General features: G+C 41.1%; 25 protein-coding genes. 10 read left to right on the top strand and 15 right to left on the bottom strand.

All coding sequences use genetic code 11. The features are described from left to right. Positions 1–7: 7 nt before the first annotated feature. From V7K84_RS06330 to V7K84_RS06310, 5 genes are all read right to left on the bottom strand, one after another. On the bottom strand, positions 8–682 hold the full coding sequence (locus V7K84_RS06330; RefSeq protein WP_334836957.1) for a hypothetical protein: 675 nt from the start codon (positions 680–682) through the stop codon (positions 8–10). Between the two features lie 502 nt (positions 683–1,184). Next, complete coding sequence (locus tag V7K84_RS06325; protein ID WP_334836956.1) at positions 1,185–2,453, bottom strand: MFS transporter; 1,269 nt, start codon at positions 2,451–2,453, stop codon at positions 1,185–1,187. Further along, positions 2,419–2,892, bottom strand: a complete 474-nt coding sequence (locus V7K84_RS06320) for a MarR family winged helix-turn-helix transcriptional regulator (protein ID WP_229493734.1) — start codon at positions 2,890–2,892, stop codon at positions 2,419–2,421. The genes V7K84_RS06325 and V7K84_RS06320 overlap by 35 nt, the downstream gene beginning before the upstream one ends. Positions 2,893–2,911: 19 nt before the next feature. Then, positions 2,912–3,766: an ABC transporter permease gene (locus V7K84_RS06315; protein ID WP_334836955.1), complete on the bottom strand. Its 855-nt coding sequence runs from the start codon at positions 3,764–3,766 to the stop codon at positions 2,912–2,914. After that, a complete protein-coding gene (locus V7K84_RS06310; RefSeq protein ID WP_334836954.1) occupies positions 3,723–4,574 on the bottom strand; it encodes an ABC transporter ATP-binding protein in 852 nt (283 codons plus the stop codon). Before V7K84_RS06310 ends, V7K84_RS06315 begins: the two co-directional genes overlap by 44 nt. 292 nt (positions 4,575–4,866) lie before the next feature. Between V7K84_RS06310 and V7K84_RS06305 the strand changes: the two genes are divergently transcribed. The 6 genes from V7K84_RS06305 (at position 4,867) to V7K84_RS06280 (ending at position 7,007) form a co-directional block, all read left to right on the top strand. Next, positions 4,867–5,310 carry a hypothetical protein gene (locus V7K84_RS06305; protein ID WP_334836953.1) on the top strand — a complete coding sequence of 148 codons (444 nt, stop codon included), beginning with the start codon at positions 4,867–4,869 and terminating at the stop codon, positions 5,308–5,310. Beyond that, complete coding sequence (locus V7K84_RS06300; protein WP_334836952.1) at positions 5,307–5,993, top strand: hypothetical protein; 687 nt, start codon at positions 5,307–5,309, stop codon at positions 5,991–5,993. Before V7K84_RS06305 ends, V7K84_RS06300 begins: the two co-directional genes overlap by 4 nt. A gap of 152 nt (positions 5,994–6,145) precedes the next feature. After that, complete coding sequence (locus tag V7K84_RS06295; RefSeq protein WP_334836951.1) at positions 6,146–6,394, top strand: DUF4926 domain-containing protein; 249 nt, start codon at positions 6,146–6,148, stop codon at positions 6,392–6,394. Between the two features lie 78 nt (positions 6,395–6,472). Then, positions 6,473–6,751 (top strand): hypothetical protein, encoded by a 279-nt coding sequence (locus tag V7K84_RS06290; protein WP_334836950.1) that lies wholly within the window; start codon positions 6,473–6,475, stop codon positions 6,749–6,751. Further along, a complete protein-coding gene (locus V7K84_RS06285) occupies positions 6,744–6,911 on the top strand; it encodes a type II toxin-antitoxin system RelE family toxin (RefSeq protein ID WP_334836949.1) in 168 nt (55 codons plus the stop codon). The genes V7K84_RS06290 and V7K84_RS06285 overlap by 8 nt, the downstream gene beginning before the upstream one ends. After that, positions 6,912–7,007 (top strand): type II toxin-antitoxin system RelE family toxin, encoded by a 96-nt coding sequence (locus V7K84_RS06280; RefSeq protein WP_334836972.1) that lies wholly within the window; start codon positions 6,912–6,914, stop codon positions 7,005–7,007. 114 nt (positions 7,008–7,121) lie between these two features. On the opposite strand, the gene V7K84_RS06275 is transcribed toward V7K84_RS06280, so the two are convergent. Both V7K84_RS06275 and V7K84_RS06270 read right to left on the bottom strand, forming a co-directional pair. After that, positions 7,122–7,811 carry an SAM-dependent methyltransferase gene (locus V7K84_RS06275; RefSeq protein WP_334836948.1) on the bottom strand — a complete coding sequence of 230 codons (690 nt, stop codon included), beginning with the start codon at positions 7,809–7,811 and terminating at the stop codon, positions 7,122–7,124. 43 nt (positions 7,812–7,854) lie between these two features. After that, the gene (locus V7K84_RS06270; protein WP_334836947.1) at positions 7,855–8,400 is read right to left on the bottom strand and encodes a protein-tyrosine phosphatase family protein; all 546 of its coding nucleotides are present in this window, start codon (positions 8,398–8,400) and stop codon (positions 7,855–7,857) included. A 539-nt stretch (positions 8,401–8,939) separates the two neighbouring features. Between V7K84_RS06270 and V7K84_RS06265 the strand changes: the two genes are divergently transcribed. The 3 genes from V7K84_RS06265 to V7K84_RS06255 are packed head-to-tail and all read left to right on the top strand — an operon-like array spanning position 8,940 to position 10,036. Next, the gene (locus V7K84_RS06265; RefSeq protein ID WP_094328129.1) at positions 8,940–9,149 is read left to right on the top strand and encodes a DUF2997 domain-containing protein; all 210 of its coding nucleotides are present in this window, start codon (positions 8,940–8,942) and stop codon (positions 9,147–9,149) included. Positions 9,150–9,188: 39 nt separating this feature from the next. After that, positions 9,189–9,575 carry a DUF1257 domain-containing protein gene (locus V7K84_RS06260; RefSeq protein ID WP_012406942.1) on the top strand — a complete coding sequence of 129 codons (387 nt, stop codon included), beginning with the start codon at positions 9,189–9,191 and terminating at the stop codon, positions 9,573–9,575. Then, on the top strand, positions 9,575–10,036 hold the full coding sequence (locus V7K84_RS06255; protein ID WP_292820795.1) for a ferredoxin: 462 nt from the start codon (positions 9,575–9,577) through the stop codon (positions 10,034–10,036). Before V7K84_RS06260 ends, V7K84_RS06255 begins: the two co-directional genes overlap by 1 nt. Positions 10,037–10,155: 119 nt before the next feature. On the opposite strand, the gene V7K84_RS06250 is transcribed toward V7K84_RS06255, so the two are convergent. The 3 genes from V7K84_RS06250 to V7K84_RS06240 all read right to left on the bottom strand — a co-directional run bounded on the left by V7K84_RS06250 (position 10,156) and on the right by V7K84_RS06240 (position 13,210). Beyond that, entirely contained in the window at positions 10,156–10,440 is a 285-nt protein-coding gene (locus V7K84_RS06250; RefSeq protein ID WP_094348435.1) for a YiaA/YiaB family inner membrane protein, read from the bottom strand. A gap of 274 nt (positions 10,441–10,714) precedes the next feature. Continuing rightward, positions 10,715–12,355 carry a DUF4335 domain-containing protein gene (locus V7K84_RS06245; RefSeq protein WP_334836971.1) on the bottom strand — a complete coding sequence of 547 codons (1,641 nt, stop codon included), beginning with the start codon at positions 12,353–12,355 and terminating at the stop codon, positions 10,715–10,717. Positions 12,356–12,604: 249 nt separating this feature from the next. Then, positions 12,605–13,210 (bottom strand): DUF3038 domain-containing protein, encoded by a 606-nt coding sequence (locus V7K84_RS06240; RefSeq protein ID WP_334836946.1) that lies wholly within the window; start codon positions 13,208–13,210, stop codon positions 12,605–12,607. Between the two features lie 744 nt (positions 13,211–13,954). Here V7K84_RS06240 and V7K84_RS06235 point away from each other — a divergent pair. Beyond that, positions 13,955–14,905 (top strand): molybdate ABC transporter substrate-binding protein, encoded by a 951-nt coding sequence (locus tag V7K84_RS06235; protein ID WP_334836945.1) that lies wholly within the window; start codon positions 13,955–13,957, stop codon positions 14,903–14,905. 46 nt (positions 14,906–14,951) lie between these two features. Here the strand turns inward: V7K84_RS06235 and V7K84_RS06230 are convergent, their stop codons facing one another. The 5 genes from V7K84_RS06230 to V7K84_RS06210 form a co-directional block, all read right to left on the bottom strand. Beyond that, positions 14,952–15,602 carry a Uma2 family endonuclease gene (locus V7K84_RS06230; protein WP_334836944.1) on the bottom strand — a complete coding sequence of 217 codons (651 nt, stop codon included), beginning with the start codon at positions 15,600–15,602 and terminating at the stop codon, positions 14,952–14,954. A gap of 233 nt (positions 15,603–15,835) precedes the next feature. Continuing rightward, the gene (locus tag V7K84_RS06225) at positions 15,836–18,310 is read right to left on the bottom strand and encodes an endonuclease MutS2 (RefSeq protein WP_334836943.1); all 2,475 of its coding nucleotides are present in this window, start codon (positions 18,308–18,310) and stop codon (positions 15,836–15,838) included. A 196-nt stretch (positions 18,311–18,506) separates the two neighbouring features. Further along, positions 18,507–18,803, bottom strand: a complete 297-nt coding sequence (locus V7K84_RS06220; RefSeq protein ID WP_289796739.1) for a DUF2288 domain-containing protein — start codon at positions 18,801–18,803, stop codon at positions 18,507–18,509. 84 nt (positions 18,804–18,887) lie between these two features. Continuing rightward, entirely contained in the window at positions 18,888–19,925 is a 1,038-nt protein-coding gene (locus tag V7K84_RS06215; RefSeq protein ID WP_334836942.1) for an AI-2E family transporter, read from the bottom strand. 201 nt (positions 19,926–20,126) lie between these two features. Continuing rightward, a complete protein-coding gene (locus V7K84_RS06210; protein WP_334836941.1) occupies positions 20,127–20,765 on the bottom strand; it encodes a lysophospholipid acyltransferase family protein in 639 nt (212 codons plus the stop codon). Positions 20,766–20,830 lie beyond the last annotated feature (65 nt).

Raw genomic sequence — 20,830 nt, 5'->3', positions numbered from 1 at the left:
TTATAATTTAGGCTGCCAATTCTGAAAGGCGTAAACCAGCGATATTATCACAGGAAAAAGTCTCTTTACCCATACATCGCCGACAGATTAGCTCTATAATTTGCCCTGCCCAGTTGCGGAAAAACCATTGGCATAAGGAGTCATCTTCTTGAGGAGTTATAGACAGAGGAATAAAGCCTTTCTTCTGCCATACTTCTGCTGCTGTATAGATATCATCAACAAGAATGGCAACGTGATGGACAGTATTAAAACCTTGCTCTTGGAATAAGCTAGCAATCTGTTCATCTGGGGCGTTAGGCGCAAGAAGTACCAAAATCATGCCTGACGGCATTAAGGCTGAGAGAAAGTACATACTTGCATCTTCGGGCAATAGGTTTTGCTCAGGACAAAAATCATCAGGCCATTTTCCTGGTCCTTCGGTGATTTTGGCATCATAGTTTATTAGAGCTTTAGCATAGTCTGTAAGATTTACTGAATTAGGAAACAACAGTACATAGTGATCTACGATAACTCGTTCACCAAATAGATGTATGCAAAAAGATGAGTTTAGAAATTCTGGAGTCTTGCACCCATCTTTATACAATAGCAATCCATCATTTTCTACAAAAGGCGACTCCTTATTCATTGAAGTTCCGGCTAAGTTAAAACCTTTTCTAGGATCTATTGGAAAGTTATTGTTCATAATGCTCACTTATAAAAATAATCTATAGTATTTATTCAAAATTGAGACTTAGAAACAGGGCTTATATCTACCATTATACTCAAATTGCTTTGAGCTAATGTCAAACACCTGCAAAGCAATTGTAGTAACTAATAATACTAACTGTCTCTAAATTTGCGCCGAATAATTTTTAACTTATCTCTTCCTTTTATTCTTGATGAGAGACTCTGCATAGCTTGTCTCTTTGTATCCTTCTGAGCGAGACGCTGCACCTAGCAGGCAAGGAACAGCTGTGTTGCCCTCCCCCTCTAGTTAATTTTTCACGTATACGAGCAATCTGTTCTTTGAAATTTTCAAAGACATAGGCATAATCCCAAAAAGCTGGGTTTGTCTATCTTTTAATTACGCAATGTGCAACTTTCGCCAAACAAAAATCCCACCCGTATAAAAGCTACAAGATTGTGATTGTTATCTCTTGCCGAGGTGGGATTCTTATTATCTGATGTCTAATAGATAAGTACTTCTATTTATACTCTTGTAAAGGCCCTAACTTGCGAATTCCTGGCCAAATCATAGCTGTAGCAATTACTACTACAATTGTGCCAATTCCACCACCCACAACGGAAATCACTGGCCCAAATAAAGCCGCAGTCAAGCCTGATTCAAAGCCCCCTAATTCATTCGAGGCACTAATAAACACGCTATTAATAGCAGCAACCCGACCACGTAAATGATCTGGTGTTCTGATTTGAACTAATGTATGGCGAATCACAACGCTAATACTATCTAGTGCGCCACCAAGGATTAGCATCAACATAGACAGCCAAAAAGAACGAGAAAGTCCAAAGATAATTGTGACAATCCCAAAGCCAACCACTGACCATAATAAGGCTGGGCCTGCTTTGCGTAACGGTGGTAAATACGCCAGGGTGATAGCCATAGTCAAAGCACCGATTGAATGTGCTGCTTGTAGATATCCCAATTCCACTGGCCCCACATGTAAAATATCTTTGGCAAAAATCGGGAGGAGCGCGATCGCACCACCCAACAATACAGCAAACATATCTAATGTGATCGCTGCTAAAATCAACTGATTCTGCCAAACAAATTTAGCACCAGCGGCAAGTGCTTTAAATGAAATTGGCTCAGTTGCGCGGATGACTTTTTGCTCTTTAATCGCCAGGGTTAAAATAAAACACAGTAAGGCTGCGATCGCTGCTAATACATAAACCCCTGTAGCACTTCCTAGTAGCGCAATCCCAAATCCTCCGAAGGCTGGGCCAATAACAGCAGCTAATTGAAAGCTACTACTATTCCAGGTGGCCGCATTGGTAAAGGCAGTGACAGGTATTAATTGCCACATCAGAGCATCACTGGCTGGTTTAAGAAATGCCCTAGCAACACCCGTTAATACCAAACAGGCGTAAATTAGAAAAATTGCACCTTTAGTATAAGAAAGCACTCCTAAAGCCAGCGAACAGAGAGCTAGCAAGCTCACCGACATTAATATGGTGAGTTTGCGATCGCGGCGATCGGCAACATCTCCGGCAATTAAGGTGAGAATAATCATCGGTAAGACTTGCGCCAGTCCTACACCACCTAAAGCGATCGCTGAGTTAGTCCGCTCATAGAGTTCCCAGCCAATCGCTACAGTTTGCATTTGCGACCCCACGAACAGCACCAGCCGTCCAATGGTAAATAGCCGATAGTCTCGAAACTTAAAGGCTGCAAAGGGATCGTGTTGTGCAACCTCAAAGTTATGGGGCTTTGAGTTCTGTTTTCTCGAAGACATTTTTTAGTAGAGTTAAGCCTTCTTCAATGTTGGAAATTTGGTCTTCTGTAAGACCTTTGAGCAAGTCGGTAATATGAGCGCGAGTTTGATCTTGGGATTGCTTGAGATGATGTTTTCCATCTTCAGTTAAATTGAGCAGCACCCGCCGCCGCTCTTGAGGATGAGCAATCCGTTTCACAAAGTCGCGTTGTACCAAGCGTTCTATGGTTGCTGATGCCGTGGCAGAGGTGACACCTAAATGCTCTGCTAAGTCAGATAATGAAGCACCAGGATTCCGGTTGATAAATGCTAGCGATCGCAATTGAGGTATAGATAAAAAAGCGGCACTATGGGCACGCATATCCGCTCGGATAAACCGCATCACTAATGGAACTGTCTCCATTACTCTAGCGGCACATTCTTCGGAAGTTGCACCTTGATTAGGTTTATCCAAGGTCATGGGCTTGTTGTTCTCCTAGTTACATGGCCACCCGTGGATAAAGTTTTCCACCAAGGATGGTCAAAATGATTAATGTGAATAAGAGAATTGTACAATCCAGACCAAAGCCATAGATGCTAGTGCCATTCAACAGCATGGTGCTACGTAACCCGTCAACCAGATAAGTCAACGGATTTAAATGGGAAATGAACTTTAACCAACTGGGCATCAAAGAAATCGGATAGATGGCATTGCTCGCAAAAAATAACGGCATGGTTAACAATTGTCCAATACCCGTCATCCTTTCTCGGCTTTTCACCAAACAGCCAATAATTAATGAGAAAATACAAAAAGAACCCGCCCCTATTATGACTAGCAGCAGTACTTGGAGAATAGCTAGGGGATGAAGATTTAGTTTGACACCTAATAAAAATGCTAATCCGTAAATGAATATTACCTGAGATAAGCACCTCACCCCACACGCCAGGGCTTTGCCCAGCACCATCGCCACGCGAGGCGTAGGACTAGCTAAAAATTTATGGACAATACCTAAATCTCGCTCCCAGATTAGCGTCATTCCACCACTAAAAATTGCCACGAACAGAATACTCTGAGCCAAGATGCCAGCAGAAATAAAGTCTAAATAGGGTAAGTTCCCTGTAGGAATCGCGCGAGTTCGGGCGAAAACTTGCCCAAAAATTAGCAGCCATAAAGCTGGTTGCACAGCCCGAACTACTAAATCCGTGGGATCGTGGCGGAGTTTACGGATTTCCAATTCTGCGATCGCCAGGGTTTTTGTAACTAGCTCTTTAATTGCAGAGATCAAATTTACTCGGACAGTGGGTGGTGATTTAACCCAACCGTTGAGCAGTACGTCTGGTTCTCGCTGTGTCACGGTAGTTGACTCCTGATGTTAACTGGTCGCCTGTATAGTAAATAAAGACATCATCCAAAGTTGCATTTGGGTTATCTAAAGAAGCTTTTAAGTCGGTTGGTGTACCTGTGGTAACGACTTCACCTTGCTGCATAATCGCCACTCGGTTACATAAGCTATCCGCTTCTTCTAAAAAGTGGGTTGTTAAAAATATAGTTGTGCCGTAATCAGCACAGAGTTGTAATACAAGCTGCCATACTTGAGTTCGAGCGATGGGATCTAGTCCGACAGTCGGCTCATCAAGAAATAGAATTTGGGGTTGATGTAAAACTGATATGCCGATTTCCAGCTTGCGGATCATCCCACCAGAGTAGTTTCGTACCAAGCGTTTCGCCGCATCTTGCAAACCCATGTATTCTAGAATTTCATAGATGCGGCGATCGCGTCCTTTGGCAGGTATTCCATACAGCTTGGCGAAGATTAACAGATTTTCGTACCCCGTAAGACTACCATCAGCAGAGAGCGCCTGGGGTACATAGCCGATAGCCCGTCTCACAGGATTAGATTGACGAGCCACATCATAGCCAGCTAAGGTTGCTTTCCCTGCACTGATAGGCAGTAAGGTTGTCAACATCTTAAGAACTGTACTTTTCCCTGCGCCATTGGGGCCAAGCAGTCCAAAAACTTCGCCCTGTTCCACAGATATGCTCAGGTTATTAACTGCGGTGAACTTCCCAAAACGGCGCGTGAGTCCCTGAGTTTCCAAAATCAAAGGTTTTGGTTCTTCTTGAGGTTGCGATCGATTTATTTTTCCCGTCAGTATTGTCACAAGTTTGATGCACTTCTATTAATTAGTAAATCTAACTATTAGCTTCTCAATAGATTTACCAGAAGTCAATAGACTTGTTACAAAAATTAGGTTGGCTTGTAGCAAGTCGTGTAGGGTACGAAACCCAACTCAACATCAAGCCTCGATATTTCCGAACCTCTTTTACAGTGACATGTACTAAGTATTCTGTCATGATGAACTAAAGCAATATTGCTCTACTGTGTGCGGACATTATTTGAAAGTGATTGATAGAACGCTAACTTTACATAGCTAGATAAATGGATAATTAGTAATGTCAGATGAAGAATGTAGAGAAGTATATCGACAACTTGTAGCCATGCTGAATGAGAGTCAGATGAATTGGGTTGTTGAAGAAGTGAACGAAGTAGTACGTGCGGGTGAAATAATTGACAAACCAGTTGAGAATTCTTATAGACGTAGAAGCCTTTCACGAGAATTTATAACTACTAGAGAATACACTTCTCAAGAAGCTTTGCTTTTACTTATAGATGCGATACACTCAGTAGTGGTTCAAACAGCTTTTATAGAGAAAGAAGTCACCAACTTTTTCCGAGGAGAGGGGGAAGAATTCAATATTTCACCTGATGTTAGATTCGTCTCCGAAGAAGATTCAGAACCGAGAGTTTTTACCTATAGTTCAGCTATTGATAGAGCGCAACAAGCTCTTATTTTAGAGAGATTAATAGAGCAACTACGTGCAGAGTTAAGAGAATGACAATCAATCAAAGTCTTCTAAACCAAGTTCAAACAGCATTAGGAAACTCCATTAATCCGAACTTAACTGCTCAATCTCAAATTTTTGATTTATTTGAAGCATACATATTTTCATTTATTATTGAAGCAGCTAGAAGTGAAATGAATGTAGACATTGATTATATAGACACAAATAACAATAAGGCAACAACCTTTACGTTTAGAACTAGTCCAGGACAAATTTTTAATGGACTATATACTCATGCCGAAATTAGATTTCAACGTAAACGTCCTTTGGAAGTGCACTTAGGTGTTAGAGTTAGTGGTATTTCCAAAGTTCTACATGAGTGTGATGTTCTTATTTTAGAAAGAAGTGAAGCGGAATTTTGTCGCAACAATGGTGTTTCACCACAATCTTCAAAAGTCATACTTGCAGCAGAATGTAAGTACTATTCTCCACGAAATTTTGGGATAAAACTAGCTAGAGAGTTTCTAGGTTTAACCAATGATTTCTCAAGTAACTGTAAATATTACTTTGTTTACAATACAACTTCATCATCTGTGGAAGAATTGTTAGCACATCACAAAAATGGGCGTTGGTTTCGATATGTTGTTCCTAGCCAAGTAAATGATGTTGACTTGCTCAAAAGCGAATTTAAGAATGCAATTAAAAACTTCATAGCAACGAAGAAATATTCAATTTAACTTTGTTGTTATTAACCCTACGCGAACCTCATAACACTTTGCTGCATTGGACGGACACTTCTCTACACTCAAGAGGTATATGACGACTAAATGATTGCATAAAGACATACGATCCTTACGCGCTCCCCTGTAATATCTAAAAATAATAGAAAATGAGTAAAAATACAATCAAGTTGCTGGATGTAGTAGCACTGACAATTGATTTGCGTGAATACAACCTGTACCGTGGTCAGGTTGGCACAGTAGTAGAATTATTAGCTGGCGGTGCTGCATTTGAGGCTGAATTTAGCGATCACTTTGGTCGCACTTATGAATCTGTCGGTTTACGCCCAGAGCAAATTATGGTGTTACATTTTGAGCCAGCATCCCCTGATTCAATACGATCAATGGTGACAGCATAAGTAGTTGTGCTTTATTTTGATGCGTAAAAATTAGTTGTCTTACAATAGACAATAACCCTTGAAATTCCGAAGCAGACAATGAATACTACGGATAATTCCCCAATGGATGATAGGTCGTCAGCAGATTTGGTATCTGTGACAGAGTTACAGCACCAGCTTAATGACTCACTCAAGCAACTATCGCCGGAGCGATTACAGGTGGTTGCCGATTTTGCGGCTTACTTGGTAAATGCTGAAAGCGAAGCTGCAACCCAAGAACTGTTAGCAATTCCTGGATTACTAGAGCGAGTTAAGCAATCATCAGCAACCCCTAAGACTCATTACACAAGCTGGAGAACTCTTCGCTCCGATGTATGAAGTTCTTCTGCATCCCGATGCTCAAAAGGTTTATGTAAATGCTGACAAAGCCTTAGCGAAGAAAATTGCCCGATGTTTGCAGCAGCTAGAGCAAACTCCGCGATCGCACCCTAACATTAAAGCCCTCAAAGGAGATTATATAGGGTACTATCGCTACTGAATCGGGGACTACAGGGTTATCTACTCCGTAGAGGATGAACTGGTTCAGGTATTTGTTGTAGCGATCGCCCATCGCAGTGAAGCATACGAACCTTGAATGCTAGTTTGTAAGCAGCAACAGCGATCTCCAGTCCTTGTAGAAATGCCGCATAATAAATAATTTCAAAGCGATCGCCTTTTGTAGTGTAAACAGCGATGTCTAAGTTACGAATTATATAACATCTCTGGTTATCTTCAACATTTGATTTCCACCAGGCTGTAATTCGTATTCAACCTTTTCAATATCTACCTTGTAACCTTTTGAAGTGTAATATTTTACTATTTCATCTAAATGTTGTGAATGTTTCCACATTAAAGTTATGAGGGGAAATATTCTGACTTCTTTAGCAATACGCAGCATCTCACCTATAGAATCTAGATGAAAATTGTAATCGAGATGGTCTGAATATAAAAACAATAAATGTGAACAAAGGGCTATCTCAAATTCTTGATTTTTAAATGCCAATTTTGGTAATTCACCGACTGTGTATCTGTTGCTTTTTTTGCCAGTTTCATAATCAGAGAGAAATTCTTGAATAACTTTCACTCGATTGTTTCGCAGATCATCTGGAGATTTATGATAGCTCCATACCCAATCATTCGATGTAGCCTTGACTTGATTAATGATATTATCTACTACTTCATCAAACCTTTTCAATATTTCATCACTGGAAAATTGGTATAGTGGGTCAACAGAAACTACACTTTTACCCTGACTTGTCATTTCTGCATTAAAGCTTGCTGGCCCATCCCCAATTCCAATAATGCTTTTATTTAAATCTGCATTTGTTAAATTGAATATTTTTATATATTCATCCATTGACCTCCCAAAAGGAACCACTTTCTCTAAAACCATTGCCATAGAACTTACCTCATCAATAGACTGATTAGACAGGATAATAGCATCAAAATGTTTTATTCACTGCGAGACGGCAATCATTCAGAAGCGCGTTAAGCTCCTTTACAACTGCCAAGGGATTTCTACCTCTAAATACAGCAGCGATCGCAGCTTCATAAGGATTTCTACCTGTTCTTTTGACAGCATTTATTGCAGCTTGATTTGATAATCCTCGGACACTAACTAGCCATGCCGCTAAAACATGTCCAGTACGTCCAATTCCACCAGAGCAATGGACAACGACTTTCTCATTTTCTTTATCTGCTTCTATTAAAAAAGGAAGTATTTTCTGTGTGAGGGTTTCTAAATCACATAGATGGAAATCTGCAATTGGTGCCCAACAAACTAGTTGATTTCCAAATTCCTGTTTGTATGTGTTTAGAAGATCGGAGTAAGAAGCTAGCTGTTGTTCATCAAGAAGACAGCAAACACATTCGATATTTTGGCGCTTCATGAATTCTATCCAATCCTGAACATTCTTGTCAGTGTATCCAGGTCGTGCAGCACCAAAGACTATTTGCTCCTTTTCCCAAGCTGGGGCAAACTTGTACATATTTAGTCTAGAGTCGAGGTTGGTAAATCTAACCAATGGCAGAAAATGGCGATCGCAGTTTAAAAATCTTTCTACAGCCGATGCCAGCTAAAGTCACTATATCTAAAGGCCTAATACAATACCTACGTATACACGCTATATGACTTTAGAGTTATACTGTACTGATATAATCTACCTGGAGAATAATAAGGTAGAACGAATGCTAAAAATAAAGTTTTTCAAGAAATTTTATATTTTTGTGAATTGTTTTGCTGGCTATACTACCTCTAACGCTTGTTTTTAGGACTTTTGCAGCTTACTTTGCTAGCTCCAGTTGTTACCTTGACTAATCAATGAGGTTAAGAGAAACTAACTAAATACTGACGTATGTGCTTATAATATTAATAAGTTTTGTAAAGATTCTGAGATATATATGTTGAAATATGGAACATTAGTCAATAAATGGCAAGTTTGTATCTAAATATGTTCCTACGGCTATATTTTTAGCCTTCTGCTAAGGCAGTACAATTTAAGCGTACTTATCCTGGTTGACCAAAAGAATGGAGACATTAGAGTTCATAATCTATCCAGACGGTCGGGTACAAGAGAAAGTCACTGGCATTGTGGGTAATTCTTGCGCTGAAGTTACAGCAGCAATAGAGGCACAGCTGGGGCAAGTACTTAATCATGAGCCAACCTCAGAATATTTCGCCGCGAAGGTGCAGCAATCTAATGTGGCGAATACACACACCACTTACAGCGATTGGTAAGTTTTCACAGTAGTTTAGTGTTATTAATTCACAACCACCATGTCACACTTTAGCCAAATTAAGACTCAAATCCGTAACCTTGATTCTTTGAAAGATGCTTTGACTGAATTGGGAGTAGACTGGAAACCCGGCCCACGCGAAGTCCGTGGCTATCGCGGTCAAACCCATCCTGCGGAAGTTAGTATTGAGCAGGAAAATGGCTATGACATCGGCTTTAGATGGAATGGCAAAGAATATGAATTGGTGGCTGACTTGCAATATTGGCAGCAAGATTTGTCTGTAGATGGATTTTTGCGTCAAGTAACACAGCGCTATGCTTATCAAACAGTTGTGAAAGAAACCGCTCGTGTTGGTTTTCAAGTTTCTGAACAACAAAAAAATGAAGATGGTTCAATTCGCCTGGTAGTACAGCGCTGGAGTGCGTAATGGCTGATTTTCTGCCGTCGCCGGAAGAACAAGAAGATAACCGTTCCGGTTTGGAACCAGAACTAGGGGGTTTTTTACGGGATGCCCCAGAACGTTCTGGTTTAGAACCGGAATTGGGTGGTATATTGCGCCAAAATGGTGTTTATGTTGACGAAATCACCTGTATTGGTTGCAAGCATTGCGCTCATGTTGCGCGTAACACCTTTTATATTGAACCAGATTACGGGCGATCGCGCGTGGTTCGGCAAGATGGGGACGCTGAGGAAATTATCCAAGAAGCAATTGACACTTGTCCAGTTGATTGCATTCATTGGGTTGATTACACTGAACTGAGAAAGTTAGAAGACGAGCGCAAATATCAGGTAATTCCTTTAGTGGGTTATCCTGTAGAACAAGCAGTTGCTGCTAGCGAACGTCGGCGTAAAAAGCAAAAGTTAAAAACCAAAAAATCCCGTTATTAAGATAAAAACGTTAAATCAATATAATAAAGGACTGGTATATCCAGTCCTTTTGTTTTTCGTTATGTAGTTAATTTCCGATGTCAGGATAATTTTGAATTCCCTGTAAGAGCTAACTCTCTTCATTTGAAATTGAGAGGATCGTGTTGTGAAAGTAATTTTTCTACTTTTGCCTCGTCTAACCTAGCGGTTAATCTTCTAGTTTCGTGCAAGTCTCTAGTAGTTTTTGCCAAAGTAAAAGTTGAGCCAACAGAGAAAGCCATACCCATACCCATAAAGCCTTTCACCCAGCCATTTACAGGTAAATTTACAATACCGAAGGTGGTCATTGAAATAGAAATCACAAAAGCTGCCCAAGTTTGAATAACCCAAGCTGCACTGTCTTTTTGGGTACCAATTGTTTGCATATTTCTACCTTTGATATGAGTTATTAATACCAATTCTTAATTCGTAATTAAGAAGCGTAAGATTTAATCTGGGTTTCCAGACTTGTATCTATAGTTTAGTTTTGGAGAATTGGTGTTAACAGTAATTATATTTATTGGTAAGTTTACTGGTATCAATAGTAAGACCAGTTTCGGAACTGGACTTCAACAGGTAAGCTTAAGAGCAATGTAGTCAGTAGAAACTGGCACAAGATTTGTACCAGTTTTACAAGTGGCATTAAAAGGATGAGTTTAGTTATTGATCTGGAAAAGTCTGTACCTTGCCATCAGGACTGAGAACAACTCGAATTCTGACATTTTGTCCATTTTTATTAGCGGAAACAAAAGGTTTGCCAACTTCAGGCATCCCGGCATTATCAACGAATTCTCTTGCTGCCTTATTAAGGGGAAAAATTCGTTCAATTGTGCCGTCAACACCAACTATCAAACTGTACTCTAATGTTTGTCCCAGTCCAGTAGGTGGTTGCCAACGCTTTGTTAGATATTCTCTAGCTTCTGCGACTTGAGTTGTGTCAAATAATGTGCCAGTAGCTACTTCTCTGGATGTGGGGTTTTTACCTGCGTCCCCTAATTGATCGATAAATGGATTATTAGCAGCGGTTCTAGAGGAGGGAAGTTGTGAAGTAGGTTTCTCTCCAGCAGAAGATTGCTGTAAGGAACTGATTCTTTCGTCTAGTTGTTGTGAGGTTAGTGGAGAGGGTTGGGTTGGGGTATTGACACGATTATTATTGGGTATGGTGTCAAGAGATGGAGGCAGGACTGGTGAGATATTAGTTGGTAAGCTATTGGCGTTAGAAGATAGTCTGGGTGGCAAATTCCGCAGTTGAGGGATAGCACCGGGTTGGGAATTTGACCCGGTTGGATTCTGTCCAAGATTTGGTAATATGGCAATTTCCTGACCTGGGATTTTGCTGGATGGTGCGTTCGCGTTCGCGGAGCGACTCGTAGAGAAGCTCGCCGGAGGCATCGCTCGATTACTAGGAAGGGTTGCAGTCGTCCCTTGAGGTATTGTCAATGCATTTGGTAGTGCTGGAGAGAAACTAGAACTAGGAGCTGTTAGAGGTGCTTGGGGTAAAGTGGATGTGGAAAGTGGAGGGGTAGAACCTAGCAAATTATTTGATGGCGGGGTTAGCCCAGGTTCAGGCGTGGGAAAGTTTAGTGAGGATGAAGGTTCTAGAGCAGTTTTTACCGCTGCTGAATCCGATGTTTTGGCTGTCTGCTGTTGCTTTTCTCTAATATTGTTAGCATATTGCCAAGTAACTGGTAAAAAACCTACACCTAATACTAATACTGCGGCAATAGGCGCCCAAGCAGGGAACCTCAGAGTCGAACCTGTGCTGTTGAGAGTTGGGAGTGCCATGACATCAGTCGAGTATTCATCTAAAGCACTTGCCAAATCGAATAGTTGCAGCAAACTGAGTTGAATTACGGGACCAGATGAATAGTTGGCCAGAGAACCAAGAAATAGGTTGTGAGTTAAATAGCTGCTTGGTTCTAAGTGGATATTTGCCCCTGGAATCTGGTTACTAAAAGCATTTAATGTTTTTGTTGAAGACTTTAATTCCGGCTCATCCAGTGCTGTGCTTAACTCTTGGGTACTAGAGAAACTGACCCAAAAGCTTTCTGGAGACTGTTGGAGAAATTGCTGTATATAGTTGGTGACAGCATCACATAAAGCTTCGAGTTGCTCGCGATCGCCCCGAATTGGAACTCTTTGTTCTTCTGGTAGTCGGGGATCGTCAAAACGTAGCTCAAAACTCAGATGTTTGAGGACAGTTTTCCCCATCCAACGGGACAGAGGTGAGCTTTGCGCGAATACTTCTAGCGTGCAAGTCGGTGGTGTGTAGCAACGAATAACTGAATTTGATAGAGGCATGACAGGAACTACGAAGAAGACTATATTGGGATTTTGCAAAAATTGAGCCAGTTGCTTGCAAAGAAAAGTTGGAACGGTGGATTCTTCCACTCAGAAATTTGTCAGGTTCCTTCTGTTATGCAAACTGGCGTGCAAGCAGGAAGCATTGTTGATAGTGCATCGCTCAAGGACTAATGACCATCAAAAAGGTTTCCTGACCTAGCAAACTTTTGAAAACGAATTTTGGTTGAGGAATTTCAAATCTAAAATTTAAAATTTTGTTGAACGGTCTATAAGTGCTAGCCAGAGACGGCGATGCCCACCAGGAGCGCTGTAAAAAAGTAAATCTACAAGCAGTTTTAGGGCCAGGTTAGTTAGTAAATCCGTTGAGATTTGCTCGTCCTCTTCCATCCGCTCTTGGTAGGTGTTGCAAAAAGCATCAATATAGTCTCCAAGTAAAGCAGCCTGGTGAGGTTCCCGGTTATTTTCTGCCATTTGTTCTAACAGACCGACAGCACGGCGAATCAATTCCTGGTGCTGTTTGGCTAGGTAGCAGACGATCAAAACAAGCGATCGCGCTTCTTCGACATCTAACTTTTTTCGCCCTCCTTGACCTTTGCGTAGAGGATTTGATTGGCGCAATCGCCATAAAGCTACGCGGTCTGGCACTCTTGACTCTAAATTCAGATCGGTTGCCGCCGAAAGCATTGCCTCTGAACCAATCCCAGTTAAGGTTTCTAGCGCTAACAGCACCAAGTCTAATTGGGTTTTGATATTGTCCCATTGAACTGTGTTTGGGGCTGGAAGCTTGCTTAAATCCTCCCACTGGGAATTTGGAGTGGCTGAGTTGGCGGCCGAGTGCATAACTTTTAGCATAGGTGATCGAGCTGATAGGGGATGTTGCTGTTACCCATTTTGAAACCAGACTCTTAAGAATCAAGCTTGGTTTCCCATAGATAGCTATGAGCCAGAGGCTTCAGCTAGCTTTTTTATCTGGTAAACAGTAGGTATCTTTGTCTTACTCTAGATGAAAATTTATTTTCGACAAAGTAAAAAATTATCAATTCTAATTAAGGTTTACCCGACTTTCGCTGTTAGCTCCGTATCAGAGTATAAATAAACTATTGTTTTAAATGCTAACCGCTAGCGATCGCTAAGTAATTATGTAGAATACCTCCTAATTTGTTTGCATTTTTAAATTTTGAAATTTCTTGATATTTATTACTTGGTCTTAATATATACATAATTACTCTACAAATATTTTTCCTGTTTGCTAAAGGCACTTTTTGCTGCTGGACATTACCCCAACTGAGTTTTACTTGTGTGCAGCCTGTTATTTCAGTATAGGCTGGGCAACATCAGGACGATTGACGCCTCCATGAATAAAACTGATGACAAACGTAAAAATTTGATAAAGTCAGCATTTGAAGATGTTGGGTGATTGATTTATTCCAACTTAGTTGGTACTATTGCTCTAACCACAAACCACGCACATATCAGAACTCATTTATAAAGTTAATGGGCAGAGGTAATAGTTTAGATATTTACCAAAACCCATGCTTCAGTATTGGTTACAGATAATTCACTTAGTAGAAATAGCAACGCAATAATATAACAACTATGAAAAAGCATTTTTTTGCCTTTTCACTGATAGCTTGTGCTGTCGGTGTGACTCTGCCAACTCAGGCATTTGCAGTTAAGCTATATGGTGCTGGAAGTTTGCGCGATAGTCTTACAGAAGTAGCTGAATCTTTTAACGAAAAATATGGAATTCCAGTAGAAACGCGATTTGGTCCATCTGGTTTAACACGAGAATTTATAGAACAAGAATTCTCTGAAACTGGAAAATCCGCAGATGTTTTTGCCAGTGCAGATATTGATAACCCTCAAACATTGTTTGAAGAAGGTTTGAGTGAACCTGTAGCGAACTTTACTAGCAACCGCATGACTGCTGTTGTCAGATCGGGACTTGGTATCACATCAGATAATTTATTGGACTTTTTCTTAAAACCCGAAATCAAGTTGGGAACTTCAACGCCTGTAGCAGATCCATCTGGTGATTATGCATGGCAAATATTTGGCAAAACCGATCGGGTTACACCTGGTAGCTCTGAAATTTTGAAGGATAAAGCTTTACAGTTAGTAGGTGGTAATCCTAATGCTCCTATAGTTCCTAATGGCAAAAATAATTTAGTCTACTTTTTAGAAGAAACAAAACAGGCAGATATATTTTTAGCTTATTACACCAGCGGAAAGACTGCCCAAGCAACAGAAGGTGGTGAAAATCTACAAATAGTAGAGTTACCCGACTATTTAGCAACGAAAGCTAATTATGGACTGATTACACTAAAAAACGCCGATCCTGATGGTGAAAAATTAGCTGAATATATCTTGTCACCAAAAGGGCAAGAAATTTTAGCAAAGTATGGATTTAGCGAACCTTCTACTTCTGTTCCCGAACATCAAGGTGCGGGTGGAATTTTGCTGGCGGTAGGTGTAGCTTTTATCTTGAATAAAAAACAAGTATTGCTCAAAAAGAAATTAATCAAAATTGTTAACGGAGATGCATAACAAGGGCACCAAAACCTTTTTGAGTAGCCATTTATGGAAATTTCAACTAAATCGGGCTACTAATTTTCTGTCTTATCCACGCACGAAATGCTTTCATTGTCGCATTTCTGCCATTGCTTTTACTCTGCATCAAATATTCGGGAATCGCTTGGAAAATTGGGATATTGGGAAAAATAGAACTGGTATTTGATTCTATATATTTACCATCGAACAACACGTTTATTTCCAACTTGCTTCCATTCCATCGCCACAGTTCCGGTACTTTCAAAGCTTGATAATTATTAAAACGAGTCCGGGAGGTAATATCAATTTCAATAGCCAAATCTGGAGGCGGGTCGGTTTCTAAATTGATTCTATCTTTGCCCCTAATTATAGTTTCATTTTGGATATAGAAACAATCATCGGGTTCTACCCCAGCATCCATATTTTCCTTATCAAAAGTCGTAGAACCTAAACTCCAAAATTCCAGATCGAGTTCTTCTAATAATACTTTTACCAAGTCGCCAATAATAACTTTAGCTACTTCATGCTCTGGTAATGGAGCCATTATTTCCAACACCCCTTGACTGTAACCTATGCGAGAACTGCGATTGTCTCCCAATTCCGCTAAAATGCGTTTGTATACCGACCAGGAGACATCTTTAATCAACAATTGATGACCGGCTCTAACAATTAGTTGATTGAGTTCAAGTAACATCGCAAATTTCCTTCTCTTGATTAATGGCAATACGCTTGGTGTTTAATGATATTTTTCTCCCGAAGATTCCCTTAACACAATACGGTTTACTTAAGGCTTAAGTCTTTGTCAAAGTCAATTTTTTTAACGTTTTTATTCTGTAACTTCTGCTTCATCCTAACTTTGGGTGATGAAATATAGCAGTTCTCGTTTGAATGCAATTGAGAACCGCTATAGTTACATTTATTGCTACTTTATTTTATATGAACAACGGTAACACCACTGCCGCCATCTGCTTGTTCTGCTGGTTCGTAGTTGTTCACTCTGGAATGCTGTTGCAAAAAGGCGTGAACTCCTTGTCGTAGCTTACCAGTGCCATAGCCGTGAATAATCCAGAGTGGCCCTGTAGCTTCCGAGATGGCTTTATCTAAAATGTATTCGGCATCAGCCACCCGTTTACCACGCAAATCGATGGTATTTTGGGAAGTCCGAATTTCTGGGACATTTTGCGGTGGCGGGGTTACTGCTATTGGGGCTGGTTTGGGTTTGACGACTGGTTCGGGTTTTTGACCATCTAAAGATTCTACGTCTTGCAACTTCACCGTCATCTTCATTAACCCAAAGCGAACGCTTAATTCTCCATCTTGATCGGGGGCAGCGATCACTTCTGCTATCTGTCCCAATTTGGGAACGCGGATGCGATCGCCAATTTTGGGCATAAACCCAACTTTTGGTTTTACTGGCGTTGCTGGCTGATATTGCTGGCCAATTTGATTTAAAGCATTGGTTGCTTGCTGGGCCTCTTGGGCTGTAGGCGTACCTTTCTGCAAACGGCGGATAACTTGGGCAATTTCACCTTTTGCTTGAGCGATCGCTTGTTGCACTGCTACTTCCTGTGAAGCCCGCAAACTGCTTTCCCTTTCCTCCAAACTTGCGGCTTTTGCGGATACTTCTTTATATAAACGTTCCGCTTGCTGCAACAAAACTTGGGCTTCCGCAGCTTTGGTTTCCTGGCGGCGGCGTTGCGCTTCTAAGCCAGCAATTACCTGGTTAACTTCATCTGTGGCTTCTCCAACTTGGGTTTTTGCCTGTTGTACCACTTCTGGCTTTAATCCCAAGCGCAGGGCAATGGTTAAGGCATTAGAACGTCCGGGGATGCCCCACAGCAGACGATAAGTAGGCGACAGAGTACTTTCGTCAAATTCTACTGAGGCATTTTCAAACCGATCGTCTTCGTATTTCAGGGCTTTTAGTTCCCCGAAGTGAGTGGTGGCGATCGTTAGTTGGGAATGGTTGGCGAGATATTGCAACAAGGCGATCGCTAAAGCACTACCTTCCACTGGATCGGTTCCTGCGCCGACTTCATCAAGTAAAACGAGTGCTGAGTTAGAAGCAGGAAGTTCCCCCTCTGCTCCTCGGTCACTGAGCGTAGCCGTTCGCGTAGCGTCTCGTAGAGAAGTGCTGCTCCCCTGCTCCTCTGCTTCTCCATTCCCCAATGCCTCTAAAATCCGACTAATCCGGCGGATGTGTCCAGAGAATGTAGATAAACTCTGCTGTAAGGATTGTTCGTCGCCAATATCTGCCAACACCTTATCAAACCAAGGTATTTCCACTGGTTCGCGGGCGGGGACAAACAAACCCACTTTCGCCATCAATGCTGCTAACCCCAAAGTTTTTAAGGTTACAGTTTTACCACCAGTATTTGGCCCGGTAATTGTCACTACCCGAATTAGCGGGTTGATCAGCAAATCTACAGGAACTACTGGTTGCCCTTGTTCGTGCTGTTGTTGCCACACTAACAATGGATGTCGTAAATTCCGCAAGGTAATGATTTCATTGTCTTCACGCTGGATAAATCGCGGGGGATTCGCTCCTAGCCAGAAACTATATCGCGATCTTGCGGTTGCCAGATCCAAAGTGGTAGCGATCGCTAACAATCTCTCTAAATCTGGTTTAACTGCGGCTACTTGTTCAGTCAAAATGCGGCGAATCGTTTCTTCTTCGGCTTGCTCTCTTCTGATAATCTGCCGCAGTTGGTTGCCTAGAGGTACTACTGAATTCGGTTCCACATACAGGGTGGCACCACTGGTAGAGGTATCGTGAACTATACCGGGAATAGCATCTTTTTGGGGTGCTTTTACGGGGATAACAAAGCGATCGCTGCGTTGGGTAATCAGCTGTTCTTGAACTGCGCCAGATTTTGCCTGTAAGATATTTTGCAGCTTTTGGGTAATTTGGCTGCGTACTCGCCGCAAGTCTGTACGAATTTCTCCCAGTTTTTGACTCGCGCGATCAGTTACCTGGGCCCGTTCATCAATACAGCGGTGAATTTCTTGTTCTAGTTCGGGATAAGTCCGTAAATCGGCAACCAAATCAGTCAATATCGGCAAATCTTCTTGATTGTCGATGACACGGCGCAAATTTCTGGCACCAGCGAGGGTGGTAGCGATCGCTAACAGTTCTTCCCCTGCCAAAACTCCACTGCGTTCTGCTCGTTCTAAGGAATCGCCAATATCTTGAATTCCTTCAAATGACAGTCCCGTGGTCAGGCGAGTTTCCAGTTGGTAGATTTCTTTGGTTTGCTCTAACAACAGTTCGCTTTGGGTCTGAGAATCAGGTATTTTCAGATGACGCGCAGCTGTCGCCCCCAGCTTAGTTGCGGCAAAGGTGGCAAGGTGCTGGCACAGGCGAGGCCATTCTAATAATTCTAAGGTTTCAGATTGGATCAAGGTTTCAACATCTAATCTGAAATTATGGTAACAATTCTAGCTGCTAGATGGATAAATCTTAAAGGAGAAAGTTTTGCTTTAATTCAATCAGCCAGCTAGTCCGTGGCAATAGCCAAGTAATAACTGGCACATCAAACAATCTTTTCTGAGAAAATACCCCAACACTAACTGCCATCGGAAACAACACAGAAACGAATTAGGCAGCAACTATTTCTTGGGCTAGAACGTAAGGTTGAACGATGAGAGTATTAAATCGCTTACTGCGATCGCCATTCCATTCCCCCACCTGTACTGTTGTGGGTTTGGTAATCAATTGTTTATCAATCCACTGTTCCACTGATGGAATGTTATCACTGGCGATCGCTACTCCAACATCCACTAAGTCTAGCTCAAGCGCCACCAAAATTACTGCATCTCGTTGTACATGAGGAATTAACCATTCCCACTCTGCCTCATCCAAAATTTCTGTTAATTCCGCTCTTAAATCCGACATCACTTCCCAATGTTTATTTGTAAATGGCTATTTTTACATTATTCACTAGTTTCGAGTTCCTGACAAATGACAAATGACTAATAATTAAACTTCAGATTTCATTTCATCTATTTCAAATAAAGACACAATTACTCCAGCGATGGGAATAGATATAAAAACACCTAATAATCCTGCTACTCTAGCCCCTACTAGTAAAGCAAAAAATACCACCACAGGATTAAGATTTAGCGCGCCTTGCATAATTCTGGGCGCAATCAAGTTGTCTTGTATTTGCTGGAGGATAATACAAGCTATTAATACTTTCAATGCTAACCAAACACCTTGAGACAAGACAAATAGAGTCACTGTGCTTACTCCTAATGTCGCCCCTATGCCAGGAATTATATCAACAATTCCGATTATTATTGACAATATCAAAGCAAAAGGTACTTTTAATAGTAAAAACACTAAAAACGTTGAAACTGTTAAAAATGCGCTTAATAGTAACTGACCTCTAAAAAATCCCAAAAAAGACTTTCTGATGATGTTTGTAAATCTATTACGGCGCTGTTTTGGTACTATTTTTAAAATAAAATTCCACAGCTTATCTCCATCCAATAGCATGAAAAAAGCCACAACTGCAATCAATATAAAAGTTACAAAGTTTGTCATAAAACCTTGTAAAATGGCTAAACTAGTAACAAGACTGGATACAGCTTGATTCCGCAATTGTTCTTCAATAAAACTTAAATCTATCTGTAAATTACGGTTACGCAAAAATCCTTCTATTCCCTCTAATAAAGGTACTAAAGAATTTAAAAATGCAGTAATACTATTAATTAATTGTTGTCCTTGAGATAAAATCGTTAAACTTACAGTAATTATCAGACCGCCTATAATCACAATACTGAGCAAGAAAACTACACCAACAGCTATACCGTGGGGCAAAAAACGCCGCAGCCCTTGTACAGGATAACTGAGCAAAAAAGCTAAAATTGCTGCAAATGTAAAAATAACAATGACTGATTCAAAATAACCTAAAAGTTGTACAATTGCCCAACCAGAAGCAACCAAAAGCAAAAAGCGAACTAATGCCAGATTATTTAATCGCTCCCAAAAATTCTTGGCTTCAAAGCCGCTCATAATAATTCATAATTTATAGCTCGTAATTAAGACTTGAAAAAAGCTATTGTCTAGTGGGATAAAGTTGCTCACCTGACAAGATTGATAATTTATTTGTTGGAAATCCCTTAGTTAATTGCTAGAGCGAATTGAGTTTAAGATTAGATCAACCTAATAGCGATCGCTACCTCCCTAAAGCATATATCTGTAGTTTCTCTAGATTCATCGTCCTAAATCATGCATTCCGTTTATGACTGTGGCACACTTTTGTGTCAACGCTTCCAATTCCTCTTTATTACTGGAACTGGGAGCATCAATCAAGTTACCAATTCTGACGGTGATGGGAACTGCGTGAGGTAGGGACGAGCCTTTTTGTAAAATCTTCTCAGTACCCCAGACACTTACCGGCAATATTGGGGCTTTTGCTTTCGCCGCTAGCAGTAGTGCGCCTCTTTTGGGGTCTGTAATTCGACCATCTGGGGTGCGAGTACCTTGCAAGAAAACACCGACAGCCCAACCATTATTGAGATATTCTAGGGCGGAACGAATAGCATTGCGATCGGCATTTCCCCGACTCACTGGGTAAGCACCATACAATTTAATCGCTTGCGCCAAAATGGGGATATTAAATAACTCTTCCTTAGCCATATACGCCACTGGACGACGTACACAATTAGAGACAATCGGTGGGTCAAAGTAACTAGCGTGATTACTCACTACCAGTAGCGGCCCTGATTTGGGAACATTTTCCGCACCATAAATTTGGCCCCGAAAGTAAGCGTGAAGCATGGGACTGACGACTGACCATTTAAAGGCGTAGTAAAGTGCCAGACTGATAAACGGTTCGCGGTTTTTGTCCACAGAAGATAATACAAATCAAACTGAATTTAGCATAAGCGATCGCAACACCCAGATCAAACGCAAAA

The sequence above is a fragment of the Nostoc sp. genome (assembly GCF_036917315.1).
Lineage (GTDB): Bacteria > Cyanobacteriota > Cyanobacteriia > Cyanobacteriales > Nostocaceae > Nostoc.
This window is presented reverse-complemented; position numbering and strand designations above follow the sequence as displayed.

Bases quoted from the DNA above. Each gene is read 5' to 3' on its own strand.
- V7K84_RS06330 (WP_334836957.1), bottom strand. From the start codon at position 682: ATGAACAATAACTTTCCAATAGATCCTAGAAAAGGTTTTAACTTAGCC.
- V7K84_RS06325 (WP_334836956.1), bottom strand. From the start codon at position 2,453: ATGTCTTCGAGAAAACAGAACTCAAAGCCCCATAACTTTGAGGTTGCA.
- V7K84_RS06320 (WP_229493734.1), bottom strand. From the start codon at position 2,892: ATGACCTTGGATAAACCTAATCAAGGTGCAACTTCCGAAGAATGTGCC.
- V7K84_RS06305 (WP_334836953.1), top strand. From the start codon at position 4,867: ATGTCAGATGAAGAATGTAGAGAAGTATATCGACAACTTGTAGCCATG.
- V7K84_RS06300 (WP_334836952.1), top strand. From the start codon at position 5,307: ATGACAATCAATCAAAGTCTTCTAAACCAAGTTCAAACAGCATTAGGA.
- V7K84_RS06295 (WP_334836951.1), top strand. From the start codon at position 6,146: ATGAGTAAAAATACAATCAAGTTGCTGGATGTAGTAGCACTGACAATT.
- V7K84_RS06290 (WP_334836950.1), top strand. From the start codon at position 6,473: ATGAATACTACGGATAATTCCCCAATGGATGATAGGTCGTCAGCAGAT.
- V7K84_RS06285 (WP_334836949.1), top strand. From the start codon at position 6,744: ATGTATGAAGTTCTTCTGCATCCCGATGCTCAAAAGGTTTATGTAAAT.
- V7K84_RS06275 (WP_334836948.1), bottom strand. From the start codon at position 7,811: ATGGCAATGGTTTTAGAGAAAGTGGTTCCTTTTGGGAGGTCAATGGAT.
- V7K84_RS06270 (WP_334836947.1), bottom strand. From the start codon at position 8,400: ATGTACAAGTTTGCCCCAGCTTGGGAAAAGGAGCAAATAGTCTTTGGT.
- V7K84_RS06265 (WP_094328129.1), top strand. From the start codon at position 8,940: ATGGAGACATTAGAGTTCATAATCTATCCAGACGGTCGGGTACAAGAG.
- V7K84_RS06260 (WP_012406942.1), top strand. From the start codon at position 9,189: ATGTCACACTTTAGCCAAATTAAGACTCAAATCCGTAACCTTGATTCT.
- V7K84_RS06255 (WP_292820795.1), top strand. From the start codon at position 9,575: ATGGCTGATTTTCTGCCGTCGCCGGAAGAACAAGAAGATAACCGTTCC.
- V7K84_RS06250 (WP_094348435.1), bottom strand. From the start codon at position 10,440: ATGCAAACAATTGGTACCCAAAAAGACAGTGCAGCTTGGGTTATTCAA.
- V7K84_RS06245 (WP_334836971.1), bottom strand. From the start codon at position 12,355: ATGCCTCTATCAAATTCAGTTATTCGTTGCTACACACCACCGACTTGC.
- V7K84_RS06240 (WP_334836946.1), bottom strand. From the start codon at position 13,210: ATGCTAAAAGTTATGCACTCGGCCGCCAACTCAGCCACTCCAAATTCC.
- V7K84_RS06235 (WP_334836945.1), top strand. From the start codon at position 13,955: ATGAAAAAGCATTTTTTTGCCTTTTCACTGATAGCTTGTGCTGTCGGT.
- V7K84_RS06230 (WP_334836944.1), bottom strand. From the start codon at position 15,602: ATGTTACTTGAACTCAATCAACTAATTGTTAGAGCCGGTCATCAATTG.
- V7K84_RS06220 (WP_289796739.1), bottom strand. From the start codon at position 18,803: ATGTCGGATTTAAGAGCGGAATTAACAGAAATTTTGGATGAGGCAGAG.
- V7K84_RS06215 (WP_334836942.1), bottom strand. From the start codon at position 19,925: ATGAGCGGCTTTGAAGCCAAGAATTTTTGGGAGCGATTAAATAATCTG.